Genomic DNA, 20,409 nt, shown 5'->3' with positions numbered 1-20,409 from the left:
GTCTAATATAAGCACGGAATTTAGATATATAATTACCTGATATAGGAATATTTTTAGTATTATTTTGATTTTATTTTGCATTTTTTCTAATAAAAAAATAAATGATTGATAATACTAATATAGAGAGTAAGTACATAATGATAAACTGATAGTATGCCCAACTAATAGGCCCATGCTTTATGTAATAATACCCTATATTAGAAACGGATCTATTCCAATTGTTATATAAGTTTGTTATTTCTTTATTTTTAAAATTTTGATTTCTATCTATAAGATCTTTTAGAAGAAGGGTATGTATTCTATGATATTTCATATTCGCCGGATTACCAACTAAATCATAGCTGGACCATTCATTTTTTATGTTGAACTTAAATATATTGCTGCTGATTGATTTATATAAATTTTCGGACATTTTTTTACTTTTATCTATATTGAGATAATTTTCGAAGGATTCAATACCATAAGTAGAGTAAATCATTCCGTTTAATACAAAGGCTAATTTATCTGAGCTTGCTTTAGGATCAACATATTCTTCGATCCAGGGCATATTATCTAAAATTGTCAGGCTACCTCCTTGATTGGCCGGAGCTAGCGATGATTTGTATAGTAAATGGGCGGTTAATAGATATTTATCATCACCAAAATAGTCATAAGCTCTTAATAAGAGAGTAATTGCATATGCATCTGTTAATCCAGACCACCAGGGAGCAGAGAGTTTATTATTTTCATATCCTTTATATGGCCAATCAAAATCATATAGGTAATGATTCTCACCATGGAATAATTTGATATTATTCAATAGCCAATCGGCTGAGAATTTAAAATTAGAAATTAATTCCTCTTTATTGAATTTAGGTGGTGGTACATTCCATCCTGATAAGGATGAGTCCGTTCTCCATAATATATTGGTGTTGTCTTTCTCTAAACTTAAGGATGAGTATATTATTCCATAGTGAACGACATAAAACGGGGATAGAAATGGCTTAGGGATACGTGGTGAATGTGATAATGGAAAACCATTGCTATTAAATTCACGTTGGGTAAATTTCCCTTTCATGACTAAGTTTCTAACATTACTGTTGAATTCATCTATCTCATAAGCATATTTATTGAATGTATAACTGACAATTATTACGATGATTATATATGGAATTATTTTAATTATATTTTTTGTTTTTTTCATTCTAATCCTCTTTGCCTCATAAAAGATAATCTTAAGATATAAGCTGTACTCATTAGGTAAAGACTGAAGCTTGTGAGTGAAAATAATAAAAGGGTGAGGTAAATGTCCCCTAATAAATATCCGACGAAAAGGGCTGTAAGTCTTAATATAATGGATGTTGATTGAATAAATAAATTGCTTTTCTGGTGTTCATAAATGGATAAATATATCGATAAAGATGAATATATTATTTGTCCAGATAAATGAGGTATTAAGCATAATAGATATTTACCTGATTCATACCATTCTTCACCAAAAATAAATGTTATGATTGGTATACCAACCAAGTATGTAACTGTAGCAAATAAAATAGAAATTAGCGTGAGGTAATAGAATGTTTTTTTAATTTTTAAGAAAGATGATGCAGGCGTACCTTTTAAATAGCCTTGTAATATAGACGAAACTGTTTGATTTAGCAGTGTAATCGGTGCGCCTGATATTTTAGATGCGATTAAATAAAATCCTGCGGGTTTTAGGCCGTATGCAGACATTATAAATAATTGAGGTAGTTCATTACTAACAGTGTTAATTAAACTGGCAGGGAAGTCATAAACTGGAAATTTATAATATTTCTTAGCGAGAAGTCTTATTTTTCTGAACTCGTTTTTCCTTATTACCAGGCGATATTGGGATTTTTTACGTAAAAATAGGACGCCTAGTGATTGGCCTAATACCTGTCCTAAGATAAGACTGCTTGCTCCCAAACTAGCTATGCCTCCAATTATCTGAATACTAATCATAGTGACCGTTTGAGCTATTTTAGTAATAGAGAACTCACGGTATTGTCTTTTTCTTATGCTATTGAAGCTCATTGCTCTATAAAACCCGTAAGTAATAATACCTAGAGGTATATAGTATATGTGATTTCCTATAATTATTTTTTCTGGGATATGAAATATTGCAAAAATAGTGATTGTTATAAAGCTAATTATGATCGAAATTATGCAGGATAATGTGACCAATGAATTAATTTCACTTTCTTTTTCTGACGCGCTGATTGAAAATTCATAACGAAGGCAAGCACCTACTGCCAAAATACTTAAAATGGATGAAAGTGAAGCATAAATTCCTAATTCTTCAGGTGAGAATAATCTTGTTAGTACCGGTGTTGATAGAAGTAATAATATCTGTCTTAATAATGACGAAATTAATAAGCCAGATAAATTCTTTATAAACTTATTATTCATAGAATTAAATTGAGCTGGAGATTTTGTTAATTAAATCTATGGATAGATAAGGATGCATAGGCAAACTAATCACTTCCTGGGCGATTTCGTCACCGACAGGCAGAACAATATTGCTGGCAACCGCGGGTTGTTTATTCAAGGGAATGGGGTAATGCACCGCAGTTGGAATGCCCTGTTCTTTTAGTCTGCGTTGCAATGCATCGCGGTTTTTAACCCGAATAGTATATTGCGCATAAGCAGAAAGATTGTGTGGCTCTATATATGGCGTGGTTATGATGCCGATGGCATTCAACGCCTGATTATAGTTTTCTGCCACACGCTGACGTAATGTCATTTCTTCCTCAAAGATGTCCAGTTTGGGCAGCAGAATGGCCGCTTGCAGCGTGTCTAAGCGGCTGTTAATGCCGACTCTGATATGATGGTAGCGTCTGTCTTGGCCATGACGGGCAATTTGACGGATAATTTTCGCCAGTTCTTCATCGTGGGTGAAAATAGCCCCGCCATCACCGTAGCAACCTAAGGGTTTGCTGGGGAAAAAGCTGGTGCACGAGATAGTGGTTAAATTACAGGAGCGCTTCTCTTTATAAATTGCGCCAAAACTTTGGGCCGCGTCTTCTATTACAGTCAGGTTATGTTTTTCGGCGATGGCATTAATTTCGTCAAAATCGGCACATTGGCCGAATAAAGAAACCGGAATAATCGCTTTGGTTTTCGGGGTAATGGCGGCTTCCAGTAGAGCCGGATCTAAATTATAGGTTGTGGGCTTGACGTCAACATAGACCGGAATGCCGCCCAGCAGCGCAACGGTTTCTGCGGTGGCAATATAGGTAAATCCGGGGGTGATAACTTCGTCGCCGGGTTTGAGGCCAATCGCCATTAGGGCAATTTGCAGGGCATCGGTGCCGTTCGCACAGGTAATGCAATATTTGGCCCCCGTGTAAGCCATCAGCTTTTCTTCTAATTCCGCCACTTCGGGCCCTAAAATATATTTTCCGTGGGTGAGGACTTTCTGGATATTCGCGTTAATTTTATCTTTAATTCTGCTTTGTTGTGCCGCGAGGTCGGTGAATTGCATTCTTCTTTACCTTTTATACTTTAATTCGGGTCACGGTATGATGGTTGAGTTGATAAATATGCTGCGTGTGCGGGCAGGTTGTTGTGGCTTGTCCGTGCAGCGGTAAATCTAGTTGTTCACCAAATTCACTCATCCAGCCAATCTGTTTGGCCGGCACGCCGACCATCAGGGCATAATCCGGCACATCTTTATTGACGACCGCGCCGGCGCCAATAAAGGCATAGGCGCCAATGGTGGCGCCACAAATAATGGTGCAGTTGGCGCCTAATGTGGCGCCTGTTTTCACCCGGGTGGTTTTATATTCACTTTTTCTTTCAATCAATGAACGTGGATTATAAACATTGGTAAATACCATGCTTGGGCCACAAAATACCCCTTCTTCTAAATGAACGTTGTCATAAACAGAGACGTTATTTTGTATTTTGCAGTGATTGCCGATGGTGACTTGATTACCAATAAAGACATTTTGCCCTAAAGAGCAGCCCTCGCCAATTTGGGCGCCGGAACAAACATGGGTAAAATGCCAAATGCGGCTGTTTTTCCCGATTTGGGCCCCTTCATCAATGATGGCGCTGGGATGTATCATTAGGTGTTCGGTTGACATGATATCTTTTCCTTTTATTTAATACGTTAAAGGTAAAGAAATGGTTTTATTGTCCCGGGCTGAGAGATAGGCGGCGATAAGCAACTCTAATGATTTTAATCCTTCCCGGCCATCCGTGATGGGATTGGCTTCGCCTTTCATGACATCAATGACATTTTTGTAATAAAGCGGGTGACCAAACCCATAAACGGAAGTGGTTTCATAATTTGTTTCTTTGATTTGCCGGTCATACTCTTTTTCGTCAGAAAAACGCCATTCCTGGATTTCATTGACGGCTAAACCCCCCACCCGGACGGTGCCTTTTTCACCCAGAATGGTGATAGAGCCTTCAAGGTTTTGAGGGTAAGTGCACATGGTGACGGCCATCGAGCCTAAGGTCCCGTCTCGCCAGCGGATGTTCAGTACCCCGGTATCTTCCGTTTCGATATCCCGGTGTGTTGATGTCATGGCCTGCACATCTTTGACCGGGCCGATCAGCCATTCAATTAAATCAACGTAATGGCTCGCCTGATTCATGAAGGCGCCGCCATCAAATTCCCATGTGCCCCGCCAGGCGGCCTGATCATAATATTCTTGCGGACGGGTCCAGAAAACATTGAGGTGAACCAGATGGATTTTGCCAAACCGTTTTTCACTGACCGCGCGTTTGAGTAATTGTAATGTGGCGTTTAAGCGATTCTGTTTGACGACGAAGAGGTGTTTTCCCGCTTTATCCGCGGCTTTGACCATGTTTTCGCCCTCGGCCAGTCGTGTCGCCATTGGCTTTTCGGTGACGACATGAAAACCTTTATTAAAGCAGGCAATGGCTTGTTCAGGATGCAGCCCGGAGGGGGTAGTCAGGATAATGATATCGGCGGTGATATTATCCAGCAGGGTATTGAGGTCGTTAAAACCCGGGACGCCGGTTTTTGCTATCGTCGCGGTTAATACCTGTTGATCGTTATCACAGATTGCCACTAATTCCGCGTGTTCCTGATGTGTTTCCAGAGCATTAAAATGGTTTTTAGCAATTCTTCCACAACCCACTAAAGCGAATTTTATTTTTCTGTCTTTAATTATGTTAAGCATGGTTTGTCCTGGATTAAGCTTTTATGACGTTTTGGTGATTTGGAGAATATTTACCGCGGGTATCAACGACTAATTTTGCGTTATTGATGATGAATTCATAATTAAATTTGTCGTGATCGGTGGCTAAAATAACGCAGTCGAATGCTTTGAGATTCTTTTCAGTGATAGACTGGCTGGTTAAGTTAAAATGGTGTTCACGCATTTTAGGAAATACCGGGACGTGGGGATCGGAATATTCAATATTGGCGCCTAAATCCCTGAGTCTTTCCATGATATGGACCGACGGGCTTTCTCGCATGTCATCAACATTCTTTTTATAGGCAATACCCAAAACTAAGATGCGGCTATTATTAATGGATTTATTTGCTTTATTCAGGGCTAAGACGGTTTTGGTGACAACATAATCCGGCATGGATGAGTTGACTTCACCGGAGAGTTCAATAAAACGGGTATTGATACCGTATTCTCTGGCTTTCCAGGTTAAATAGAAGGGGTCAATCGGGATGCAGTGACCGCCTAATCCCGGGCCGGGGTAATAAGGAACAAAGCCGAAAGGTTTGGTTGCCGCGGCTTTAATCACTTCATGGATATCGATGCCCATTTTGTCGGCAACCAGTTTCATTTCGTTGACTAAACCAATGTTGACCGCCCGGTGTATATTCTCCAGCAGTTTAGTCATCTCGGCCGCTTTGGTTGAGCTGACGGGAACCACCCGGTCAATGGCTGGTTGGTAAACGGCTATTCCCGCCTTTAAGCAGTTTTCAGTATGGCCGCCAATGACTTTGGGGATAGTGCGGGTTTCGAAATCAGGGTTACCGGGATCTTCGCGTTCGGGTGAATAGACCAGGAAGAAGTCTTCACCCACGGTTAACCCGTTTTTTTCCACCCGGGGTAATAACTCTTCTTCGGTGGTGCCCGGATAAGTGGTGCTTTCTAAAGAGAGGAGTTGTCCGGCTCTTAAATACGGTTTTATCATCTCTGTGGTGTTAATCACGAAACTGATATCAGGTTCACGGTATTTATTTAACGGCGTGGGGACGCAAAGAATAATTGCATCACATTCGGTTATTTTTGTGAAATCTGTTGTGGCTTCAAAACCGGAATGGATGGCCTGATTAATTTTGGCTGCGGGAATATGTTCGATATAACTTTGGCCTGAATTTAATTTATCTGTTTTTGCTTTATCAATATCAAACCCAATAACTTTAAAGCCAATATCGTTATATCTCAGCATTAACGGTAGGCCAACATAACCAAGGCCAACAATGGCAATAATGGCTGTTTTATTATCAAATTTATCGGTGAGAATGTTTAGTGATGACATATTTTGCCTTTAATATTATGACCTGAAAATGAACTTGTGAAAATAAATAATATTTCGCAGTTTCTAATTAGGGTGCTATTTATTTTCATAAGTGTTATTTGGCAGGTGAAACTTTAACAGGCTATTTTTAAATAGTTTGTGTAAGGTCTATTGTTGAAATAATAAATAGTGAAATAATAATAAAGCTACCGCACTAGGTTATTGGTTCCCAGAAATCCATATAGTTCTATAAATTCACTTAATGTTATGATTTTTAAATGATTTTTTTAGTTACTTGTCGCAACAAAAAGAAACAAAATATAAGATTTTTTAATGATTACTGAAAAGAGTAAACTGTCAGCCCTTCTGGGTCAAGCCTGACAGAATACTTGTTTGATGAATTGATAGAATAAGGTCACTTGATATTGGTATTACCGCCCATGAAGCGGCAGCCAGATGACCAGACGTAAGCCGCCTAATGGGCTGTCTTCAGCACGTACCCAGCCGCGGTGCTGGCTAACGGCGGTTTCAACAATCGCCAGACCAAGGCCTGTGCCGCCGGATTCCCGGTCGCGGGCTTCGTCTGTACGGTAGAAAGGACGGAATATGTGTTCGCGGTCTTCCGGGTTGACTCCTGGGCCATCATCATCAACGGTAATGGTGATCCCTTGATGATCAGCATGGAATGTGACCGCAATATGTTGGTGGGAGTAGCGTAAGGCATTACGCACGATATTTTCAAAAGCACTGCTAAGCGCTAATGGGTTGCAGTAAATGGTCCAGGAACCTAGTGGTAAGGTTGTTTCAAGGGTTTTATCCATTTGTTCAGCTTCGAATATGGCGTTATCAAGAATATCGTTCCATAAATCGGTTATTTTGATATTTTCCCGCAGGAGTTCGTTTTTATGCTGGCTGCGGGAGAGCACTAACAGATCGTTAATCATGCTGTCCAGACGTTGGGCTTCTGTCTCGATTCTTTCCAGTTCTTTGCTTTCGCCATGACGGCGGCGAAGTAATGCTGTTGCGAGTTGCAGACGGGTAAGAGGCGTGCGCAGCTCATGGGAGATGTCGGAGATGAGCCGTTGTTGTGCTGTGACCATTCTCTCTAATACGCTGATCATTTGGTTGAAGCTGCTACCCGCCGCCAGAAACTCTTGTGGCCCAGCTTCCAGTTCGGGATGTTGACGTAAATTACCTTTCGCAACATCATCGGCGGCATTTTTTAATTTACGGGCAGGTTTGGCTAAACTCCATGCCAGCCATAATAGTAATGGCGTGCTGATTAACATGGTGGCCGTTAATAATAGTAGTGGCCGGTCAAACATCAGGTTAATAAAGTCTGACTGCGGGCTGTTCGCTGGGCGAACTAAATAAAGTTGGTAATGATCTTCCCCATCCCGGATAGAAAATGGCCCTAACATCTCAGAACGGCCATATTTTTTCTTTTTCGGATGATCCGCGTTATCTGATTGGCCGATAAAGTTGCGGACAACTTGCATTTCGCTTCTCTGGGCGCCAATAACCCGCCCTTCACTGGTTACCAGGATCAGGCGTTGTCCTGGTGGCGCCCATTTTTCAATTGCACGAAATAAACGGCGCCACCAAAGTAAATCATTAGCTGGGTCTTGAGCTAATTCTGCTTCGATATGTTGTTCCAGCATGACGCCCTGCCGGTATTCATTTTCCAGCAGGGAGGTCAGTTGCCTGGAATCCAGTTTCGGCACCATTAAGACCAACATCAGGACTAATGCCAGGGTAAACCAGAAAATGGCGAAGATGCGTGCCGTTAGACTGTTTATCATGTTGCGGAAACCATTAAGTATCCGCGGCCACGTAATGTTTTAAACCATTGCTGACCATCTTCACGTTCAGGTAATTTCCGGCGCAGGTTGGAAATATGCATATCAATTGCCCGGTCAAACGGGGTCAATCGTTTACCTAATACTTCCTGGCTTAGGTGTTCGCGGGAAACGACCTGGCCTAAGTGTTGAGTTAATAAATAGAGCAAGGTGAATTCAGTCCCGGTTAAATCTAATATTTGATTAGCGAAGCTGGCTTCCTGCCGGCCAGGCTTTAATTGTAGTTTATCAACCTGAAGGGGAGGAGGGCCGTTTTCTGCCTGTTGCTGTTCACTCCAGTTTGAACGGCGTAGGATAGCGCGTATACGTGCTACCAACTCACGATCGTTAAATGGTTTGGCGAGGTAGTCATCTGCCCCTAATTCCAACCCCAGCACGCGATCTAAATCGCTGCCACGTGCTGTCAGCATAATGACTGGGGTTTGATGGTCTAGACGAAGTTCTTTCAGTGTTGCAATGCCATTTTTACGCGGCATCATAATGTCGAGTAATAGCAGATCAATTGAATCGTCAAGGAATTTTAATGCCTGCTCTCCATCATGAGCGATAACAACGTTAAATCCTTCCATTTCAAGTAATTCTTTTAATAGTGATGTCAGTTCTCGGTCATCATCAACTAATAGGATTTTATGCATCGATTACTTCCTCCAAGAACAAAAATACGATAACAAACTTTGCTATTCCACGACTTTACGTTCTTTTACAAGCTCTGACGCTAGTTTGCAGCTGCGTAGGTATAGTTGTCCACAATTTGAATCGAATAGCATCGTTCGGGGAAACGAGGAGTTGTTTAATGCGTAACATAGCAGCGTTAGTTTTAGCGTCAATATTTGTTCTTGGCTCGACAGTATCTTTAGCTGAAACAGCAAGTATAGTGCACGCTGCTACAATACCCGGTAATTGTGCGCCTTGTGGTTATAAAAGCGAGGGAAATCGTCATTACCGTAATAATAACATCGGTGATAACGACCATATGTTTAATGGTATCACTTTAACTGAGCAACAGCGTCAGCAAATGCGTGATTTGGTGGGGCAAAAGCATCAACAGCGTTCATCAATGTCTATGAGTCGCGCAGAACGTGAAGAGATGCGTAAGTTGGTTACCGCGAAAGATTTTGATGAAGCGGCAGTAAAGGCCCAGGTTGAAAAGATTGTTAAATATAATGTTGAACGTCAGGTAGAAATGGCCCGTATTCATCATCAGATGTACCAATTGCTGACTCCTGAGCAGCAGGTGCAATTGGAGCAACATCATCAGCAGCATATGTCTCAGTTGCCGAACTGATTTGTAATACCCATAGCAGTAAAAGCAGTAAATAGTAGCAAACGAAATTTTTCCTTGCCATAGACACCATCCCTGTCTTTCAGGCCCTTTTTAGGGCCTTTTTTTTCAGTCACTTACAACACATTTCTTTGTAAAACAACAACATAAAAAAGTATGAAGGGGTTAGAAAGTATACGAAAGTTTTTGAGTGTGGACGCTTGGTGGACGCTCGCCACACTCTCTAGCTTTATTCTACTTCTATCCCACCCTTAAGAGGGTTTAATGTAATAGCATGTTGCAGATAGTCCGGGGCAAGGTGTGCATAGACCATTGTTTGGATTATGCTGGCGTGCCCTAATATCGCTTGTCCTTTAGGTAAGTCGGGCTTTACTACATGTAAGATCTTACAGAAATTTATGTAGTCAACATTGAATAGCTTGCCCATTTTCTTTTTACCACGGATTTCTTTCTCTAATTTGTCAGAAATGGGAACGATGCGTTGATCTCTATTTTTGGTATTTAGAAAAATTACACGGCCTTTTAATACCTGTTGAGCGGCCAGACTTTCCGCTTCCCCCCAGCGCGCGCCAGTGCTAAGGCAGAGTAAAGCCAGCTTTTTTTCCTCTTTATTTAGAGAATTAAGCAGTAGTTCTATCTCTGGTGTTGTGAGATAGGTCATAGCAACATTTTTCTCGCTCTTGCAATTGGAAGTGAAAATTTCTGATTCAGATAGGGTATAGTTGCTTTAGTTACCAAAAACGAATATTTTTGATGCTTGAGCACGTTATTTTGACTATGAACGATTTCAGCAATATTTGACATGTGAAGATATTGAAAAGAGACAACGTGCAATAATCAAAATCATCGGCGCATCAAATCTTATTGGTAAATCTGAAAGTTGACTTTTGGATTCTATCAACTAGAGTACGATTATTCCCCATGAGGGCTTTGTTAAAAAATTTCTCCCGCAAAGGGCTTATAACCCCTCATACATAGTATGAGGGGGTTTCAGACCGCTGACAAACTTCGTTGAAAATAACGGGGTTTGTTTCCTTCATTATGAATCATAATGTCTCCATTTTCCTCATTAACCCGGTCTAATCCCCCGCCCGCTCAAAGAAGATAACGGGGGTGATTCATCTGTTGATGAAGGATACGTGCAATCAGAATATCGGTATCCCGGATAGTATAGAAAACTGTGTGGCGGTGAAACTCAACCCGCATGACACCTGGGACAGATGGGTATTCCCTCCCTATATGTGGCATTTCAGCTAGTGTGTCAAAAAATGCTTCCAGTGCCTCCGTATAATGGTCAGCCTGAACTTCACCGAATTGCAAAAGTGTATAATCATAAATCCCAGCAAAATCTTCAGCAGCCTGATCCGTGAGCTTATACATTATGTCTGTGTTTCCGTTGTTCCGCTATATCCCGTAGGGTCAGCGAGCTTTCCCCACTTTCCAAGCCAGCAATAACCGCTTTGCGTACAATCTCATCGTAAGCTTCTTGTTGCTCCAGCAAACGCAGCGCCGAACGCATAACTTCACTGGCATTTCCATAACGGCCACTTTCAATCATATGCTGTACGAACCTGTCAAGTTGTTCGCCCATACTGACAGTAGTAATTTTTCTCATATTTCACCGATGTATTAATAGTTAATACATCAAGTGTACAGCAAATGAGGCTGCATTACCAATGTCCTGAAGCCCCGAAAAAAATCGGGGCTTATGTCGATGTGGTCAAGGTGTGGACACTTACTTAAATAAATCCTTTTATTACAATGTGTTATGTTTTAAAAACAAACACCATTCCTGTCTTTCAGGCCCTTTTTAGGGCCTTTTTTTTCAGTCACTTACAACGCATTTCTTTGTAAAACAACAACATAAAAAAGTATGAAGGGGTTAGAAAGTATACGAAAGTTTCGGCGAACAGCCTTCAATTATCGTCTGGGAAAATGTCCCCGGAGTTCTATCCAGTAGGGATAATGCCTTTGGTTGTTTTCTTGCGGGACTTACCGGAGAAGATGAACCATTGCAGCCGTCAAGGAAGAAATGGACGAACTCAGGTTATGTGTCTGGACCACAAAGAGCTGTTGCGTGGCGGGTGCTGGACGCTCAATATTTCGGAGTGGCCCAACGACGTCGCCGTGTGTTTGTTGTCGCAAGTGCTAGAACAGACATCTGTCCCGCAAAAATACTTTTTGAGCTAGGCAGCATGTGCCGGGATTCTGAACCGCGCAGAACAGCGAGGGAAACAGTTACCGGAAATGCTGGAAGCTGTACTGTTATCGGCAGTCACTGGGAGTCAGGACTAAACCCGCATCCGACATTAAACCAGAGCCACAATGTCGGCGGTATCGGAATGAGCAATCAGGAGCTGTTTTCCCAGCGTGGCAGTGGGCTGATATCAACATACCGTCTGCTTTCGTTTGGTGAGTACCGAACGGATGATATTTCCTCAACCCTGAGAGCCAGAGACGATAAAAGTGCCACTGACCTGATCGCAACGCTGGGTGTCGTGCGCCGTTTAACGCCTGTTGAGTGCGAGCGGTTGCAGGGTTTTCCCGATAATCACATCCAAATTCCGTGTAATGGCAAGGCTTCGGCTGATTGTCCTGATGGTCACCGTTACCGGGCAATCGGAAATGCAATGGCTGTGCCTGTAATGGCATGGATTGGGAAACGAATTTTAATGCAAGCGAGGAATAAATAATGATGCGTTACAACGGAGTATCACTCTAGGAAATGATGAATTACCTCGTTAAATCGAAATTGTTCACTGAAATGACCGGGGCACGATCCCTATGAGGTGGTTGAATATCTGGCGTTGCTGATCCGCATCCGGTGACGGAATGCTGCTTCTTTGGCGAGGCTGCCTGTTGGAATACGTCGGGTTGGCATGAACTAAAATTGCAGTTGTGATTGTGTGACATGTCACGCGATTATCACTAAACCCGCTTTCAAAGCGGGTTATTGCTATGTGTCGATGCTAGATATTATTAGCACAAGGGCTAACTTAGCTCTTGTGCTAATTTAGCTCAAGGACTATTATTTAGGCATCAATAGGGGATTGTCGAATGTTTGAAATTAAGTTTCATGATGCTTTTAAGGAAGAATTAAAATCACTGCCTGACTCGCTGGAATTGCGCATGGTCGCGTTAATTAAGCGTTTGAGGGAAAACCCAACCAGCCTGAGAGAGCCGCATTCAAAACCGATAGAGGGATATAAAGGGCTGTTTGAGTTGAGAGCAAAAGCCAAAGACGGAATAGCCAGAAGTTTTTTTTGTTATGCCGCAGGGAAGAAAATCTATCTGTTACGATGCTTTGTGAAAAAAACTAATGCCACTCCCCTGAATGAACTCAGGATAGCGATTGCGCGAAAAAATGAACTGACAGAACCATCAAGAGATTAAGAGGAAATATGATGCGTGATGACTTAGACCTCTACATTGAGGAAAGAACCAAAGAAAACCCCCGATTTAAAGCCACGTTAGCGGAAGAGGAGAAAGAGCTTGAGTTCGCGATTGAGATGCAGAATATGCTGACTGAATGGCGGAAACATGCTGGGCTGACCAGCGCTCAGGTTGCTGAAAAAATGGGTATCAAACCACCGACTGTATCAAAAATAGAAAGAAATATCGTTAAGGCATCCATTGATACACTCAGTCGCTATGCGCGTGCCTGTGGTGTTAACGATATCAAAATATCCTTATCATTAATAAAGTGATCGTTTTTTATTCTTTTGTTGCGGGTGCGCATAAGGGAGCATAACCCCCCATTCCCCGCACCAATCCGCAAGATCAAAAAAGGATCTCATGCCCCACAAAGCGCCAATACTGGTGCCTTTGAGATGATCTCTTGCAGGTGCATAAAAAGCACTGTATTTAGTGAGCAGGCGCGGCGGGGTCATGGCCGCCTTCTCAACATCACCAAAACCACCAGTATTCTGTGGAATAATCCCCATCATCTGTGGTGGTGCGCGGCCAGTATGTCGTCACGGCTGGCATTCTTGATATTTAAAAATTCGTCCTTAGCTGCGGGGCTTCAGACAGTGGAATAGTCTGGATACCGTCTTTTTTACCGCCCGGCGCATATAAAAATAGATTGCGGAAATTACCCGGCCCCTTGGCGTTTTTCAGCGCATCGCGAATATTATCGATATCGGACAGGTTTTGTGAGGCATCGCTGATATACAGGATGTAACCTGCGTGGCTGCCGTTCAGGTAATACTTGCGGCGAAAAAGCGTAGCTGATTCATTTAGCCTACCGTAATCTGAACAAGTTTTCCTATACGGGTTAACATATTAACTAATGCGTCAATGGTGAATTTATTTACCTTTTTATTCACAACGTCAGATACTCTTGGTCGAGAAATGTGTAACACCGTTGCTACTTCAGTTTGTTTCATTTTTTTATCTGCAATCCATAAAGTAATTTCCTCCATTAACTGTTCTTTGATTTGCAATGTGTTTTCTATTTCTCGTAAAGAGGTTGCATGAAGTTGCTGAGCCTCTTGCTCAGTAAAACCTAACTCAGTAAAACCTAACTCAGAAAATATATTATGTCCGGCTGGAGTTACTCTACGAATTTCAGTGTCAATTTTAGTGGTCATTTGATATTTCTCCGCTGCTGGATAACTGCGTTGTATCGTACTTTAGCGATATCCTTATCATGTTTATTCGTTTGTTGAGTTTTTTTCTGAAAACTATGCAATACATAAATAGCTTCATCGAATTTAGCGACATACATAATACGATAAATACCTGTACTGTCTCTTCGAGCGGCTTTTAAACGTTTGTTAATCATAAACTTAACCGTCAGTTATTAGAAATATAGCTGACGATATATGTAACATTTCTTAGTGCTTTTTTTGTCAAAATTTACTTAACAATAGTCTTAATGTTTAATTTGTCATTTAGGGTAGTGATCGGATAGCTGCGATAACTGCCAACAAATGCGGGCTACACTGGCCTCCACATTTGTTAGCTTTATTACTATTGCTTAATGCTTTGAAGTAAGTTGCGGCGTTTTGTCATTGTCGCCGTATAGAATGATTCCTGACGTGTCGATCTCATCTTCCAGTTGGCGCAAGTCGTAGTTCGTCTGTAAGCGCATCCAAAACGCCGGATTACTCCCCAGCGCAGCAGACAGTCGGATGGCAAGTGCCGGGGTTAACGCCGTTTTGCCCGAAAGAAAGCGGGAAACCGTCGCTGGAGTTACGCCAATATTTTTAGCAAATTGGCGAACGCCAACTCCTAAATCCTCCAGCATGTTGGATACCATAACGCCCGGATGAGAAACAATAGCCTGTCTCATTAGTGATAATCCTCCAGGTTTAAAATGTAAGCATCACCATTTTTAAATTCGAATGTGATGCGCCAGTTAGCTCTGACAGTAATTGACCATATGTCAGCCCGATCCCCTTTCAAGGGGTGTAACTTGTAGGCATGAATATTTAAGTCTTCTATCATGCTAGCCGTGTCGATGGCCTGTAAGCGGTCATTGATTCGGACAGCATCCTGCGCCGGGATGCCTGAAATAACTCCTTTTTCAAAAAGTTGTTTCAGCCCTTTGTGTTTAAATGACTTAATCATTTGCTCCCGTCCTTGTTACACCATGCGTAACATTATGCGCCGTTGTTACACGCCATGCAACGCCAACAATAAATAACCAAGGGCCATAGCCTCAAATCTCAAAAAATTTTGCAGACAATGGTTGCGTTAACTAATTGCCATTTGGAGATTTGGCAATAGCTTTTTGCAATGGATAAACCACTGATCTATCGGTCAGAAGAATGGGATTGTACAAACGAATGCTTTTGTTCTTATGGTTGGTGTAGATTCATCTGTTGCAAGGTTGGATGTGGTTGAATTTGTTCATATAGCACATTTGTTATCATTAGAGCTAAGTGTTCTCATAAAAAGAATCCCAAGAAGATATTCCTCAATATGCTGATAACTTTCTATCTATATTAAGAAGCAAAAAACGACGTCATTGTTTGACATCATAATGGGACCAAAGTAGAGTGATATCATCAAATGACGTCAATGGGATGATGTAGTCAGCCTGATTAACAAACTGGGGGGAAGATCAAGAACGGCAACGGATCACGCCGGAAGTTTATCCTCATGGGCTCAGTTTATCAGACTCATCAACCTCATCCTGGTAACGTAATGGATAAAGGCGCAGTAAATGGCCTTCGTGAGTGGTTCGAAAATGTAATAGGGGTCGAACATGATTAAAAGCAACAACATTATGACTATCGACGGTCATCCCGCTTCTGTTACCTACGAAGCAGAGATTAGGGCCTTTCGCGGCAAGTTTCTGGATGTCACCGGATATTGTGATTTCGTATCAAACAGTATTGACGGGCTTGAAAAAGAGGGACAAATCTCACTGGCTGAATATATAGAAACGTGCGAGGAAGAGGGAATTAGCCCATTCAAGGAAGAGGGCAGGATAAAATCTTTTACTCTTCGTTATCCTAGCTGGCTGGAAGCTCGTTTGACTGCGGCGACAATATCACACGCAGTCTCAAAGAACCAGTTCATAGTTCAGCTGCTTGAGCGGGAACTTCAATAAAATAGATAACGCCGGACAGTGATAAAACTTGTTTTTATTGCTGTTTGGGGTTGTTGGGGTCTACTCAACCACCCCAGCGATAACAGATACTGCAATAGTGAACTTAAGGAGGATGAATGGAGACGATTCATTTTCGTATTGATGAAGAAACCAAGCGCTTAGCCATGCAAACCGCCAACCCCCAAATCTTCCAGCATGTTGGATACCATAACGCCCGGATGAGAAACAATAGCCTGTCTCATTAGTGATAATCCTCTAGGTTTAAAATGTCAGCATCACCATTGCCGGGCTGGTCTGTACAGGGGATGATGCTGACATCAAAACCTTTCCCTCTTTCTTCCGGCAGGTTTTTTTATTGTTGTTATTCTAACCAATCCTGTTTATCTTATTTCATTTAACTTAAGTGGATTTGATTGTTCATTTGTTTTTTGGAAGGGAGATGATATGTCTGGTAATGAGGTAAAAGATAGGCGTCCGATCAAAACACGTAATGCAATGTGGGTCGGGAAAACGGCTAAGTGGCTGCAATATAGAGGGGTGACACCAAATGGTATATCTGTTGCCAGTGTTGTTTTTGCTGTATTAGCTGGGTTGTGTTTTGCGGTTTGTTTTTTGGTCAAGCCTCTCTGGCTGACTTCAGTTTTATTGATTACTGGAGCGATGCTTATTCAAGCCAGGTTAATGTGTAATTTATTGGATGGGATGGTTGCTGTTGAAGGGGGATTGAAGACGGCTGCCGGCGCTGTTTTTAATGATCTTCCAGATCGTATTGCGGATTCTTTTATTCTGATTGGATTGGGATATGGTTTAACACTTTTTCCATTTGCGATTTCTCTTGGCTGTATTGCTGCATTATTGGCTGTTTTGACAGCCTATATTCGTTTATTAGGTGGTACTTGTGGTTTGCCTCAGCGTTTCCTTGGCCCCATGGCGAAACAGCACCGAATGGCATTAATTACTGTTGGTTCAATTGTCGCCGCTTTTTTATCTCAGTTATGGGGCCAGTATCTTTTGTTTGCGATACTAGTCGTTATCACGTTGGGTTGTCTCTGGACATGTATTCGGCGAACCAGAGTTATATTGGCTGAATTGCAAGAGAAGGATGCTTGTAATGAATAGATCACAAGAAGTGACGTTGGTAAGTAAAGGGATGGGCTCTTTTCTGTCTGGGCTTTGCCGTTTATTAACCGGGGTGAGTATTCGTTGGATTGGATGTAAGCCATCAGTAGTTGCCCGGATTTATTATGCCAATCATACCAGCCATTTGGATGGATTAGTTATTTGGGCTGGATTCCCCCGGGTATTACGCTATCGGGTGCATCCGGTCGCTGCCCGTGATTATTGGAGTAAGACAGGTCTGCGCAGATATTTTATCAATAAAGTTTTTCGGGCTGTCCTGATTGATCGCAAAGGGGAGGATGGTTTAAAAGAAAATACGCTTATACCAATGGAGGATGTATTAAGGCGCGGGGAGTCTTTGATCTTATTCCCGGAAGGGACGCGGGGAAATGGCGAGCAAATCAATAAATTTAAAGGTGGTCTGTATTATTTAGCCAAGAAATACCCTGATGTTGAACTTATTCCTGTCTATCTGGAGAATTTAAATCGGGTTTTGCCAAAAGGTTCGGCACTTGTTGTTCCGGTTATTTGTTCGGCGACATTTGGCCGACCTTTGGAAAAATTAGGTGAAAAAGAGGAAAAAGCGGATTTTCTACAGCGGGCTCGTTTGGCATTGGAGGCGTTAATACTATGACCATGCTTAATAATAAATTGCTTTTGTTGCTGGGTGGCATGTTTGTGCCGTTAATTATTGCCAGTATTGTTGGGGCAATGTTGGCCTATAAGCATTCAGGGGGAAGCCATCCGACAATTGAGAATCTGAATGCCCGCATCCGCGGTTGGTGGGGAATGTGCATTGTTTGTGTGTTGTCCGTCATTGTTGGGTCAGTCGGTTCAGTTTTATTATTTGCAAGTATGTCATTTTTTGCTTTACGGGAATTTTTCACTTTGACGCCAACACGACGAAGTGACCATGAGGCCATGTTCTGGTGTTTCTTTATTTTCATGCCATTGCAATACATTGCTGTTGGTATTGAGTGGTATGGCGTGTTTTCTATTTTCATTCCTGTTTATGTTTTCCTGTTTTTACCTGCCCGTATTGCATTGGCTGGAGATACGACGAACTTTCTGGAGCGGACAGCTAAAATACAGTGGGGGATGTTAGTTGCTGTATTCTGTATTAGCCATGCGCCTGCTTTATTGATGTTGGATATTCCAGGTTATGAAGGGGAGAATGTCGAATTATTGCTGTTTTTAATGATTGTGGTGCAGATGTCGGATGTTTTGCAGTATGTGTTTGGTAAATTGTTTGGCAAGCATTTGATTGTGCCTAAGTTAAGCCCGAATAAAACCGTTGAAGGTTTTGCCGGCGGCATTTTGGCTTCCGTTTTATTGGGAATGTCACTTTACTGGGTAACGCCATTTTCTCCGTGGGAAGCGGGTTTGATGTCGTTGGCGATTACGTTGATGGGTTTTATCGGCGGTTTGTGTATGTCAGCGATAAAACGTGATAGTGGTATCAAAGATTTTGGTGAAATGATTGAAGGTCATGGCGGAATGTTAGACAGAATCGATTCTTTATGTTTTGCCGCCCCAGTATTTTTCCATCTGACACGTTATTTCTATACGTAGTGGAAAGATACTAGGGCAATGAATGAGGGTTATAGGTGATTGATCAGCACTGCGGTATGGAATTCCGCAGTGCTGGTTTCTGTTTTTATTGTTGATTCTGAACTCTTTTGAATACCGTATCGATGGTTCTGAGTTGTTTTCATTGAAATAAATGCTTACATACTCTTAAGATTTTCGCCGGTATATCTTAATCCTTTAAGGTTCAAGGCATTAGTCAGCTATGCCTGAAAAGGGGACATTTTTGAATTGGCTCTGCATCAGGAACTATAATTAGATTATTTTCAGTTAAATTGATCTCAAAAAGGGACTTATTGTTAATGCAGACTTGATTTTTTACCGTATTATATGCAGGGTTGAATCAATTCAGCATGATTGTCTCAGCGTGTTGGGCGATAACAGACTAAAAAGGCAGATTTCTGTTTCAGGCAAAGTGATAGCATACGAAGTCCGCCGTCAGCGGGTTTGCAATTATTACATCTACAAGTTTAGAGGTCATCATGATCAACGAGATCAAAAGAATCGGTGTCTTAACGAGTGGCGGTGATGCGCCGGGTATGAATGCGGCTATTCGTGGTGTGGTTCGTGCAGGATTAACCGAAGGGTTAGAGGTTTTCGGTATTTATGATGGCTATCTTGGCTTGTATGAAAACCGTATGAAGAAACTTGACCGTTTCAGTGTATCCGACATGATTAACCGCGGTGGTACTTTTCTGGGTTCAGCTCGTTTCCCTGAGTTCAGGGATGAGAAAATTCGTGCTATCGCTATTGAGAATATGAGAAAAATCGGTCTTGATGCACTGGTGGTTATTGGCGGTGATGGTTCTTATCTTGGAGCGAAGAAACTGACCGAAGCCGGTTTCCCATGTATCGGTCTGCCGGGTACCATTGATAATGATGTGGCGGGTACGGACTATACCATCGGCTATTTCACCGCGCTGGAAACGGTTGTTGAAGCCATTGACCGCCTGCGTGATACTTCAACTTCCCACAAACGTATTTCCATTGTTGAAGTGATGGGACGTTATTGTGGTGATCTTACTTTGTCAGCCGCTATTGCGGGAGGTTGTGAGTTTATCGTTTTGCCTGAAGTTTCATTCAGTCGTGATGAATTGGTGGCTGAGATTAAAGCGGGTATCGATAAAGGTAAACGCCATGCGATCGTTGCGATTACTGAGCATGTTTGTGATGTCTATGAACTTGCGAGGCATATCGAAAAAGAGACTCATCATGAAACCCGTGCAACCGTATTAGGCCATATTCAGCGTGGTGGTTCTCCGGTCGCTTATGACCGTATTCTGGCTTCCCGTATGGGAGCATATTCCATTCAATTGCTGTTGGAAGGTTATGGTGGCCGTTGTGTTGGTATCCAGAACGAGAAACTTGTTCATCATGACATCATTGATGCAGTACAGAATATGAAACGTGTGTTTAAACAGGATTGGCTGGAAACTGCGAAAAAGCTGTATTGATCACGTCAATACAAGCAAATTTGAATCTGTTGCAGCCTCTTTGGAGGCTGTAATTACTCCTCAGTATATTCCTCTTGCATATAAGTA

Annotated in this window: 24 protein-coding genes and 3 pseudogenes; 11 read left to right on the top strand and 16 right to left on the bottom strand. The window is 42.0% G+C overall.

Annotation, left to right across the window (positions count from 1 at the left end):
- Nucleotides 1-70 precede the first annotated feature (70 nt).
- The 8 genes from ABR397_RS01225 to cpxR all read right to left on the bottom strand — a co-directional run bounded on the left by ABR397_RS01225 (nucleotide 71) and on the right by cpxR (nucleotide 8,953).
- Nucleotides 71-1,183, bottom strand: a complete 1,113-nt coding sequence (locus ABR397_RS01225) for a D-glucuronyl C5-epimerase family protein (RefSeq protein WP_350304114.1) — start codon at nucleotides 1,181-1,183, stop codon at nucleotides 71-73.
- On the bottom strand, nucleotides 1,180-2,409 hold the full coding sequence (locus tag ABR397_RS01220) for a lipopolysaccharide biosynthesis protein (RefSeq protein ID WP_350304113.1): 1,230 nt from the start codon (nucleotides 2,407-2,409) through the stop codon (nucleotides 1,180-1,182). The genes ABR397_RS01225 and ABR397_RS01220 overlap by 4 nt, the downstream gene beginning before the upstream one ends.
- A 4-nt stretch (nucleotides 2,410-2,413) precedes the next feature.
- Nucleotides 2,414-3,484: a DegT/DnrJ/EryC1/StrS family aminotransferase gene (locus tag ABR397_RS01215; protein WP_350304112.1), complete on the bottom strand. Its 1,071-nt coding sequence runs from the start codon at nucleotides 3,482-3,484 to the stop codon at nucleotides 2,414-2,416.
- 13 nt (nucleotides 3,485-3,497) lie between these two features.
- Entirely contained in the window at nucleotides 3,498-4,088 is a 591-nt protein-coding gene (locus tag ABR397_RS01210) for an acyltransferase (protein WP_350304111.1), read from the bottom strand.
- 18 nt (nucleotides 4,089-4,106) lie between these two features.
- On the bottom strand, nucleotides 4,107-5,156 hold the full coding sequence (locus ABR397_RS01205) for a Gfo/Idh/MocA family protein (RefSeq protein ID WP_350304110.1): 1,050 nt from the start codon (nucleotides 5,154-5,156) through the stop codon (nucleotides 4,107-4,109).
- A gap of 13 nt (nucleotides 5,157-5,169) precedes the next feature.
- A complete protein-coding gene (locus ABR397_RS01200; protein ID WP_350304109.1) occupies nucleotides 5,170-6,480 on the bottom strand; it encodes a nucleotide sugar dehydrogenase in 1,311 nt (436 codons plus the stop codon).
- 410 nt (nucleotides 6,481-6,890) lie between these two features.
- The gene (gene cpxA, locus ABR397_RS01195) at nucleotides 6,891-8,261 is read right to left on the bottom strand and encodes an envelope stress sensor histidine kinase CpxA (protein ID WP_350304108.1); all 1,371 of its coding nucleotides are present in this window, start codon (nucleotides 8,259-8,261) and stop codon (nucleotides 6,891-6,893) included.
- On the bottom strand, nucleotides 8,258-8,953 hold the full coding sequence (gene cpxR, locus ABR397_RS01190; protein ID WP_350304107.1) for an envelope stress response regulator transcription factor CpxR: 696 nt from the start codon (nucleotides 8,951-8,953) through the stop codon (nucleotides 8,258-8,260). The genes cpxA and cpxR overlap by 4 nt, the downstream gene beginning before the upstream one ends.
- 158 nt (nucleotides 8,954-9,111) lie before the next feature.
- Here cpxR and cpxP point away from each other — a divergent pair, with 158 nt between their 5' ends.
- Nucleotides 9,112-9,603: a cell-envelope stress modulator CpxP gene (cpxP, locus tag ABR397_RS01185; RefSeq protein WP_350304106.1), complete on the top strand. Its 492-nt coding sequence runs from the start codon at nucleotides 9,112-9,114 to the stop codon at nucleotides 9,601-9,603.
- Nucleotides 9,604-9,829: 226 nt separating this feature from the next.
- On the opposite strand, the gene ABR397_RS01180 is transcribed toward cpxP, so the two are convergent.
- From ABR397_RS01180 to ABR397_RS01170, 3 genes are all read right to left on the bottom strand, one after another.
- Nucleotides 9,830-10,261 (bottom strand): tyrosine-type recombinase/integrase, encoded by a 432-nt coding sequence (locus tag ABR397_RS01180; protein WP_350304105.1) that lies wholly within the window; start codon nucleotides 10,259-10,261, stop codon nucleotides 9,830-9,832.
- 434 nt (nucleotides 10,262-10,695) lie between these two features.
- Complete coding sequence (locus tag ABR397_RS01175) at nucleotides 10,696-10,980, bottom strand: type II toxin-antitoxin system RelE/ParE family toxin (protein WP_105394682.1); 285 nt, start codon at nucleotides 10,978-10,980, stop codon at nucleotides 10,696-10,698.
- A complete protein-coding gene (locus ABR397_RS01170) occupies nucleotides 10,973-11,215 on the bottom strand; it encodes a type II toxin-antitoxin system ParD family antitoxin (RefSeq protein ID WP_036811444.1) in 243 nt (80 codons plus the stop codon). Before ABR397_RS01170 ends, ABR397_RS01175 begins: the two co-directional genes overlap by 8 nt.
- A 304-nt stretch (nucleotides 11,216-11,519) precedes the next feature.
- Here ABR397_RS01170 and ABR397_RS01165 point away from each other — a divergent pair, with 304 nt between their 5' ends.
- The 3 genes from ABR397_RS01165 to ABR397_RS01155 all read left to right on the top strand — a co-directional run bounded on the left by ABR397_RS01165 (nucleotide 11,520) and on the right by ABR397_RS01155 (nucleotide 13,307).
- Entirely contained in the window at nucleotides 11,520-12,293 is a 774-nt protein-coding gene (locus ABR397_RS01165) for a DNA cytosine methyltransferase (RefSeq protein ID WP_350304189.1), read from the top strand.
- A 364-nt stretch (nucleotides 12,294-12,657) separates the two neighbouring features.
- Nucleotides 12,658-12,993: a type II toxin-antitoxin system RelE/ParE family toxin gene (locus tag ABR397_RS01160; protein WP_036773962.1), complete on the top strand. Its 336-nt coding sequence runs from the start codon at nucleotides 12,658-12,660 to the stop codon at nucleotides 12,991-12,993.
- Nucleotides 12,994-13,001: 8 nt separating this feature from the next.
- Nucleotides 13,002-13,307 (top strand): helix-turn-helix domain-containing protein, encoded by a 306-nt coding sequence (locus ABR397_RS01155; protein ID WP_051691050.1) that lies wholly within the window; start codon nucleotides 13,002-13,004, stop codon nucleotides 13,305-13,307.
- 183 nt (nucleotides 13,308-13,490) lie between these two features.
- Here ABR397_RS01155 and ABR397_RS01150 read toward each other — a convergent pair.
- The 5 genes and pseudogenes from ABR397_RS01150 to ABR397_RS01130 form a co-directional block, all read right to left on the bottom strand.
- A pseudogene (locus tag ABR397_RS01150) lies at nucleotides 13,491-13,842 on the bottom strand (phage portal protein); the annotation flags it as partial.
- Nucleotides 13,839-14,192, bottom strand: a complete 354-nt coding sequence (locus ABR397_RS01145; RefSeq protein ID WP_350304104.1) for a helix-turn-helix domain-containing protein — start codon at nucleotides 14,190-14,192, stop codon at nucleotides 13,839-13,841. The gene ABR397_RS01145 and the pseudogene ABR397_RS01150, both read right to left, overlap by 4 nt.
- Nucleotides 14,189-14,356, bottom strand: a pseudogene (locus ABR397_RS01140) (type II toxin-antitoxin system RelE/ParE family toxin); the annotation flags it as partial. The gene ABR397_RS01145 and the pseudogene ABR397_RS01140, both read right to left, overlap by 4 nt.
- 225 nt (nucleotides 14,357-14,581) lie before the next feature.
- Nucleotides 14,582-14,896 carry a HigA family addiction module antitoxin gene (locus ABR397_RS01135; RefSeq protein ID WP_323835400.1) on the bottom strand — a complete coding sequence of 105 codons (315 nt, stop codon included), beginning with the start codon at nucleotides 14,894-14,896 and terminating at the stop codon, nucleotides 14,582-14,584.
- Nucleotides 14,896-15,174, bottom strand: a complete 279-nt coding sequence (locus tag ABR397_RS01130; protein ID WP_166287717.1) for a type II toxin-antitoxin system RelE/ParE family toxin — start codon at nucleotides 15,172-15,174, stop codon at nucleotides 14,896-14,898. The genes ABR397_RS01135 and ABR397_RS01130 overlap by 1 nt, the downstream gene beginning before the upstream one ends.
- 472 nt (nucleotides 15,175-15,646) lie before the next feature.
- Here ABR397_RS01130 and ABR397_RS01125 point away from each other — a divergent pair.
- The 7 genes and pseudogenes from ABR397_RS01125 to pfkA all read left to right on the top strand — a co-directional run bounded on the left by ABR397_RS01125 (nucleotide 15,647) and on the right by pfkA (nucleotide 20,322).
- A pseudogene (locus ABR397_RS01125) lies at nucleotides 15,647-15,822 on the top strand (type II toxin-antitoxin system HicA family toxin).
- Nucleotides 15,815-16,162: a type II toxin-antitoxin system HicB family antitoxin gene (locus tag ABR397_RS01120; protein ID WP_350304103.1), complete on the top strand. Its 348-nt coding sequence runs from the start codon at nucleotides 15,815-15,817 to the stop codon at nucleotides 16,160-16,162. The pseudogene ABR397_RS01125 and the gene ABR397_RS01120 overlap by 8 nt, the downstream one beginning before the upstream one ends.
- A gap of 116 nt (nucleotides 16,163-16,278) precedes the next feature.
- On the top strand, nucleotides 16,279-16,407 hold the full coding sequence (locus ABR397_RS01115; protein WP_350304102.1) for a hypothetical protein: 129 nt from the start codon (nucleotides 16,279-16,281) through the stop codon (nucleotides 16,405-16,407).
- A gap of 199 nt (nucleotides 16,408-16,606) precedes the next feature.
- Entirely contained in the window at nucleotides 16,607-17,281 is a 675-nt protein-coding gene (locus tag ABR397_RS01110; RefSeq protein ID WP_350304101.1) for a CDP-alcohol phosphatidyltransferase family protein, read from the top strand.
- Nucleotides 17,274-17,915 (top strand): lysophospholipid acyltransferase family protein, encoded by a 642-nt coding sequence (locus ABR397_RS01105; protein ID WP_350304100.1) that lies wholly within the window; start codon nucleotides 17,274-17,276, stop codon nucleotides 17,913-17,915. Before ABR397_RS01110 ends, ABR397_RS01105 begins: the two co-directional genes overlap by 8 nt.
- A complete protein-coding gene (locus ABR397_RS01100) occupies nucleotides 17,912-18,853 on the top strand; it encodes a phosphatidate cytidylyltransferase (protein WP_350304099.1) in 942 nt (313 codons plus the stop codon). Before ABR397_RS01105 ends, ABR397_RS01100 begins: the two co-directional genes overlap by 4 nt.
- A gap of 497 nt (nucleotides 18,854-19,350) precedes the next feature.
- Nucleotides 19,351-20,322, top strand: coding sequence for a 6-phosphofructokinase (gene pfkA / locus ABR397_RS01095; RefSeq protein ID WP_350304098.1), 972 nt, complete (start codon nucleotides 19,351-19,353; stop codon nucleotides 20,320-20,322).
- The last annotated feature ends 87 nt before the right edge of the window (nucleotides 20,323-20,409 follow it).

Source organism: Photorhabdus viridis (genome assembly GCF_040256935.1).
Classification (GTDB): domain Bacteria; phylum Pseudomonadota; class Gammaproteobacteria; order Enterobacterales; family Enterobacteriaceae; genus Photorhabdus; species Photorhabdus viridis.
Note: the sequence above shows the minus strand (reverse complement) of the source record. Positions and strands in the feature narration are given on the sequence as shown.

Bases quoted from the DNA above. Each gene is read 5' to 3' on its own strand.
- ABR397_RS01225 (WP_350304114.1), bottom strand. From the start codon at position 1,183: ATGAAAAAAACAAAAAATATAATTAAAATAATTCCATATATAATCATC.
- ABR397_RS01220 (WP_350304113.1), bottom strand. From the start codon at position 2,409: ATGAATAATAAGTTTATAAAGAATTTATCTGGCTTATTAATTTCGTCA.
- ABR397_RS01215 (WP_350304112.1), bottom strand. From the start codon at position 3,484: ATGCAATTCACCGACCTCGCGGCACAACAAAGCAGAATTAAAGATAAA.
- ABR397_RS01210 (WP_350304111.1), bottom strand. From the start codon at position 4,088: ATGTCAACCGAACACCTAATGATACATCCCAGCGCCATCATTGATGAA.
- ABR397_RS01205 (WP_350304110.1), bottom strand. From the start codon at position 5,156: ATGCTTAACATAATTAAAGACAGAAAAATAAAATTCGCTTTAGTGGGT.
- ABR397_RS01200 (WP_350304109.1), bottom strand. From the start codon at position 6,480: ATGTCATCACTAAACATTCTCACCGATAAATTTGATAATAAAACAGCC.
- cpxA (WP_350304108.1), bottom strand. From the start codon at position 8,261: ATGATAAACAGTCTAACGGCACGCATCTTCGCCATTTTCTGGTTTACC.
- cpxR (WP_350304107.1), bottom strand. From the start codon at position 8,953: ATGCATAAAATCCTATTAGTTGATGATGACCGAGAACTGACATCACTA.
- cpxP (WP_350304106.1), top strand. From the start codon at position 9,112: ATGCGTAACATAGCAGCGTTAGTTTTAGCGTCAATATTTGTTCTTGGC.
- ABR397_RS01180 (WP_350304105.1), bottom strand. From the start codon at position 10,261: ATGACCTATCTCACAACACCAGAGATAGAACTACTGCTTAATTCTCTA.
- ABR397_RS01175 (WP_105394682.1), bottom strand. From the start codon at position 10,980: ATGTATAAGCTCACGGATCAGGCTGCTGAAGATTTTGCTGGGATTTAT.
- ABR397_RS01170 (WP_036811444.1), bottom strand. From the start codon at position 11,215: ATGAGAAAAATTACTACTGTCAGTATGGGCGAACAACTTGACAGGTTC.
- ABR397_RS01160 (WP_036773962.1), top strand. From the start codon at position 12,658: ATGTTTGAAATTAAGTTTCATGATGCTTTTAAGGAAGAATTAAAATCA.
- ABR397_RS01155 (WP_051691050.1), top strand. From the start codon at position 13,002: ATGATGCGTGATGACTTAGACCTCTACATTGAGGAAAGAACCAAAGAA.
- ABR397_RS01145 (WP_350304104.1), bottom strand. From the start codon at position 14,192: ATGACCACTAAAATTGACACTGAAATTCGTAGAGTAACTCCAGCCGGA.
- ABR397_RS01135 (WP_323835400.1), bottom strand. From the start codon at position 14,896: ATGAGACAGGCTATTGTTTCTCATCCGGGCGTTATGGTATCCAACATG.
- ABR397_RS01130 (WP_166287717.1), bottom strand. From the start codon at position 15,174: ATGATTAAGTCATTTAAACACAAAGGGCTGAAACAACTTTTTGAAAAA.
- ABR397_RS01120 (WP_350304103.1), top strand. From the start codon at position 15,815: ATGATTAAAAGCAACAACATTATGACTATCGACGGTCATCCCGCTTCT.
- ABR397_RS01115 (WP_350304102.1), top strand. From the start codon at position 16,279: ATGGAGACGATTCATTTTCGTATTGATGAAGAAACCAAGCGCTTAGCC.
- ABR397_RS01110 (WP_350304101.1), top strand. From the start codon at position 16,607: ATGTCTGGTAATGAGGTAAAAGATAGGCGTCCGATCAAAACACGTAAT.
- ABR397_RS01105 (WP_350304100.1), top strand. From the start codon at position 17,274: ATGAATAGATCACAAGAAGTGACGTTGGTAAGTAAAGGGATGGGCTCT.
- ABR397_RS01100 (WP_350304099.1), top strand. From the start codon at position 17,912: ATGACCATGCTTAATAATAAATTGCTTTTGTTGCTGGGTGGCATGTTT.
- pfkA (WP_350304098.1), top strand. From the start codon at position 19,351: ATGATCAACGAGATCAAAAGAATCGGTGTCTTAACGAGTGGCGGTGAT.